Source organism: Thiohalocapsa sp., from assembly GCF_019695415.1.
Taxonomy (GTDB): Bacteria; Pseudomonadota; Gammaproteobacteria; order Chromatiales; family Chromatiaceae; genus Thiohalocapsa.
Genome location: NZ_JAIFKJ010000319.1, coordinates 1 through 4,691 on the forward strand (window position 1 = coordinate 1; position 4,691 = coordinate 4,691).

At 65.9% G+C, this 4,691-nt stretch carries 3 protein-coding genes; all 3 read right to left on the reverse strand.

Going from position 1 to position 4,691, the window contains the following annotated elements; all coding sequences use genetic code 11:
• Nucleotides 1-136 precede the first annotated feature (136 nt).
• Genes I6U14_RS09200 through I6U14_RS09210 form a run of 3 tightly spaced genes read right to left on the reverse strand, consistent with a single transcriptional unit; the run spans nucleotide 137 to nucleotide 4,410 of the window.
• Nucleotides 137-2,413: a multiheme c-type cytochrome gene (locus I6U14_RS09200; RefSeq protein WP_296898678.1), complete on the reverse strand. Its 2,277-nt coding sequence runs from the start codon at nucleotides 2,411-2,413 to the stop codon at nucleotides 137-139.
• Nucleotides 2,414-2,473: 60 nt separating this feature from the next.
• Nucleotides 2,474-3,133, reverse strand: coding sequence for a cytochrome b/b6 domain-containing protein (locus I6U14_RS09205; RefSeq protein WP_296898679.1), 660 nt, complete (start codon nucleotides 3,131-3,133; stop codon nucleotides 2,474-2,476).
• Complete coding sequence (locus tag I6U14_RS09210; protein ID WP_296898680.1) at nucleotides 3,130-4,410, reverse strand: cytochrome c3 family protein; 1,281 nt, start codon at nucleotides 4,408-4,410, stop codon at nucleotides 3,130-3,132. The genes I6U14_RS09205 and I6U14_RS09210 overlap by 4 nt, the downstream gene beginning before the upstream one ends.
• Nucleotides 4,411-4,691: the final 281 nt, after the last annotated feature.

Sequence of the window (4,691 nt, forward strand, 5' to 3'; positions counted from 1 at the left end):
GTGGGGGGGGGGGGCTGGTGTGGGTAGCGAAAACGCAATCGCGGGCCGCTCGATCCCGGTCCCGAGCCCGATACCCATACCAAGCCTGATTGGTCAGCGGGACGTCAGGCAATCGTCGACTTTGCGCCGCTGTGCACTAGCGCGCCGAGGACACCTCGGCGCCCGCGGCTGCTGCGTCGGCAAAGTCTTCATCGACCTCTTCGACGATGTCCATGGAGGACAACTCCTCGACGCGTTCGGGCGGGTAGCCGAGGGCGGCGTAGTCGAGGATGCCGTCGGGGCTGTGGCAGTCCTTGCAGGTGTGGCCCTGGCGCTCGATACCGTGGTTGACCATGAGCGTGCCCATCTGACGCATCCAGTTGGCCTGGACGTTGGGCATGCTGCCGTCCGGCTTGATGGGGAACTCGGTCTTCCAGCCGCCCTCGACGCCGAAGTAGGCCATGAACTCGTCCATCATGTAGAGCTTGAAGGGCTCCTGGTACATGCGCTTGACGATCGGGTCCTGGATGGCGACCTTCATGGCCTCCAGTGGGTCACCCTGCTCGTAGTAGGTGGCGTAGTCGAAGGGCAGAATCATGGCCCCGAACGGCCCCTGGTTGGTCATGTCCTCGTACATCATGGCGTTGAAGGGCTTGAACGGGTAGATACGGCTCTCGCCGCTCTCCATGGCGGCCTTCAGGTTCTGCGCGATCATGGCCTTGCGCTTCTCCAGCATCTCCGGCGAGAGCTGCGACAGGGGCTGGGTGGCGCGTGTCACGTACTGGTCCACGTCCAGGTCCGGGTAGGTCTGTTTCAGCTCCTCGGCCTTGGCGCGGACGGCCGCGATGATCTCCGGGTCCGTGATCTCGGCCATCTGCTGCATCAGCGGGTTGTAGCTGCCGTCGCCCTCGGGGTTGCTGCCGAGCGCATTGGCCAGGAAGGTGCCGTTGCCGTTGAACCAGAGATAGATGATGCCCTTGCCCGGCTCGCCGGACTTGTAGACGTCGGTGAATCCCCAGAGCCCCTCTTCCTCGTCCCAGGTGGGATGCACCCAGTCGCGCAGGATGACGTTGTTGTCCTGCAGCTTCTTGATGTGACAGGTCTCGCAGGCGATGCGGGCGATGTGCCCGTTGAGCAGCGCCCGATGCTCGGAGGCGTTGTGCGGTGTCTTGCTGTGGCAGCTTTCGCAGGTGACGTCCTTCTCCGGCAGGTCGTTGGCCACCAGGTCCACGCCCATGCGCCCGCGCGGGATCTTGTGCCCTTCCGGCACATGGCAGTCGGTACACTGGATGTTGGCCGCTGCGTGGGCGTCGTGCTCCGGGCTAAAGGGATTACCGCGCTTGGCGCCCGAGTGCAGGATGCGCTGGTGCTTCTCGCCAAGGCTCTTGGCTGCGACGTTATGCACATAGGCGTCCCCGCCCATGTTGTGCTGGTGGCAGTTGAGGCAGTTTTCTTTCGTGGTCTGCCCCACCGTCAGCGCCGCGCGCATGCTGCGGTCCTGGTTCCAGCGCATGCCGTGCTCGTCCTGGATGACGTAGCGCTGGTTCATGTCGTACTCGCGCGAATGGCAGATGAGGCAGTCGATGCCCCGCTTGGCCGTGTCCGGCACGTCGCCGACGGGCATCATCTTCTCGGTGGCCGGGTGGTAGTTGCCGCCGATGTGGCACTGCCCGCAGCCCTCGCTGCGCAGCACCTTCTCGCCGCCGTGCGGGTCCGATGCCGCCGTGGAGACCGCCGTGATCTCGGTGCGTGGGGGCTCGGTGGTCGGGGGTGAGTGCGGTTGCGTCTCCACCAGCGCGGCCCAGCCGGTCCAGGAGAAGCTGCCGGGAATACCGCAGGCGCGGTTGATCTTGCCCACCGGAATCTGCCGGCTCTCCGGGGCGTTCACCAAGCGGCCGTCGTAGCCGTAGGTGGAGAAGCCGCCGGCGGCGGCGCTCTGGAACTTGAAGTGCACCGAGTTGACGATGTCGCTCAGGGTATCGACGGTCTCCAGGCTGCCGTCGCCGTGCTGCACCTGCATGGTCTCGTGGCAGGTCAGGCAGGTGGCGGGCCCTTGGTAGGTGCGGATGCCGGCGTCACGGAAGTACTTGATGTGACTGTACTCCGTGTCCTCCACGAAGGAGGGCGTGTGCATCAGCATCTCGACCTTGATCTCGCGCGCGAACGGATCCTGGTCCGCCGCCACCGCCGCCTCGGCACGGCTGCGCCGCGCGTCCTCGGTGAGCTCCAGCGCCAGCTGCTCGAATTCCGCGTCGGACAGGGTCTCGCTGTTCGGATAGGTGAGCGGGGCATTGGTGACGCCGGTGTAGAGATCGAAGGCGATGGGATACACCAGCTTGTAGAGCAGATAGCCCACCGCGAGCACGGCGATGCCGATCAGCACCCAGCGGCCGGCCCGTGGCGGTTTGGCGTTGGCTTGTGCAGAGGTGTTCATGGTATGAAAGTCCGAATACGGCTCGGCTGTCTTGAATGTTTCCCCGGATTGTACGGCGCGCTAGCGCGTGTCGGCAGCGGCGCCGTCCCGCGCACCTCGCCCCTCGTCACTCGCACCTTCCCGATGCCAGCCGGTGATCATGGCCTTGAGGTTGGTGGTGGGCGTCTCACCGGTGGTAATGATGTACACATGCACCACCAGGAACAGCAGCATCATCCACGCCAGCAGCAGGTGCGCCATGGCCACCACCCAGATGGTGCCGAAGCCGAAGACGGTCTCCGGCAGCTCCCCAGAGAACAGGAAGGCCCATCCGCTGATGATCAAGAGCGGCATGAGCCCGTACATAACGCCCACGTAGCTCAGGGTCTGAAGCGCATTCAGCTTGTGCTCGGCGCTCACGTGGAAGGGGTGCGGCTCGTTCACGAAGATGCCGTAGACGTAGTAGCGCACTTGGCGGAACAGGTCCATCGGCAGTGCCCGGATGTTGACCAGATAGTGCTTGCCGTTACCGCCGACGAGGTTGCCGATGAGGAACAGCACCCAGGAGACGGTCAGCAGGATGCCGCTGGTGTTATGCACCGGCACGGCCACATCCAACGGAATCAGCCAGCCCAGCGCGAAGTGCATGCTGATGCCCGTCACCAGCGACGCCAGAAATAGCAGGGCGTTCAGCCAGTGCCAAAGCCTGAGCCAGACGGGGTATAGGTACAGTGCGCTCATTGGGACTCCTGCTCCGGCTTGCGGTACTTCTTGTAGGCGAGATAGCGGCCATAGCCGTGAGCGCCCAGGCCAAGAATCATCAGCCCGACGACCGCAAGCCCGATGAAATCGATGAGCGGGCTGCGGCTCATGCCGATGATATAGGCATCGTTGTAGATAGCGTGGGCGAAGAAACCCTCCTGTTCACGCTCTTGCTCCGCGCGGTGCACATACAGCTGGGCCAGCAGCTGTCCGCCCTGGCTATGACACTCGACGCAGTTCTGGTTGCTCTCCTCGGCCCCCAGCATCTCGTGCGAGGGGGCATAGAGGTCCCGCCCCTCCACCGGCGTGTGGCAGTCGATGCAGCGCACCGAGGCCCAGTGCTGCTGCGGGCGCGGCAGCCAGTCGTGACCCTTGGGCACCGGCGAGCGCAGCTCGGTGTGGCAGTCCAGACAGAGGTTGTTGTTGGCGGCCACCACCTGCGGCACCGGCGTGTCGTTGGGCAACGGACGGAACGTGTGCGGGTTATGGCAGGAGAAGCAGCTGAAGGGCTCCTCGTCCTGCTTGGCGTGCACACTGTCCTGGTACTGGATGGCGAAGCCGTCGAGCTTCGGCGGCTGGTAGTGCTCGTCGCCCTGGCGGTCGTCGTGGCATTCCACGCACTGCAGATTCTCATCGGCACTGCTGGTGCGGTGCGGATAGTGCTTGTAGCCGCGGTCGTGGCAGTCGCGGCAGCCGAGCTCGTGGTGCACCGAGTGCTCATAGGCGTCCCGGTCGATGGAGAGATTCACGATCTCCCGCGTCTCCCGGTCGCGGTACGCCATGGTCTCCATCCAGTGGCAGCGCATGCACTCGGGGCTGTCGCCGCTGGCGAGGCCGGATCCGCTGTCCGCGCCGGCGTCGGCGTCGGCGTCGGCGTCGGCCACTTGGGCGGCTGCGCCGTCGGCAGAATCCGCGGTGTCCGGAGCCACATCCGGATAAGCGCCCCGGGGCGCTGCCTGCGCGACTGCAGGGGACTGCGCCGGCTGCAGGGGTGCGGGCGGTACCGGCACCGGCGGGGCTGCGCCCGGATACTGCGGCCCAACCCTGGGCGCGTAGCCCGACCCCGGCGGCGGATAGCCCATAGGCGCCGGCATCCAGCCGGGCGTTGGATTCTGGGCGCCGTCGGCGCCGAGCGCGGCGATGGGCGCCGCAGACGACAGCAGCGCCAGCAGCAGGAACAGCCACCACGGGGCCGCCACACTGAGGCGGGTGCGGCAGAGGCTGGGAATCAGGATGCCACTCAGGATGCCACTCATCAGGGCCTTCTCGTGCTCACTACAGGAACCTGGACCGGACCGGCCCGCCTGGGTTCACGCTACCGGGCTCGGTGCGGCGGGATAATGATCCAACGCAAGAACCGGGCCTGCAAAGGCCGGACTCGTGGTCAGGCAGGCCATCGCGGGCACCGGGCCGAATTTGGAACCGGCTTGACGGACCAGGATTGGCGGAAAAGGCCTTGCGGTCGCAGGCCGCGCCTCGGTGCGGGCACAGGGGCCGAGGGATGGGCTGCACGGTGGCCTCGGGGCCGGGTCCCGCG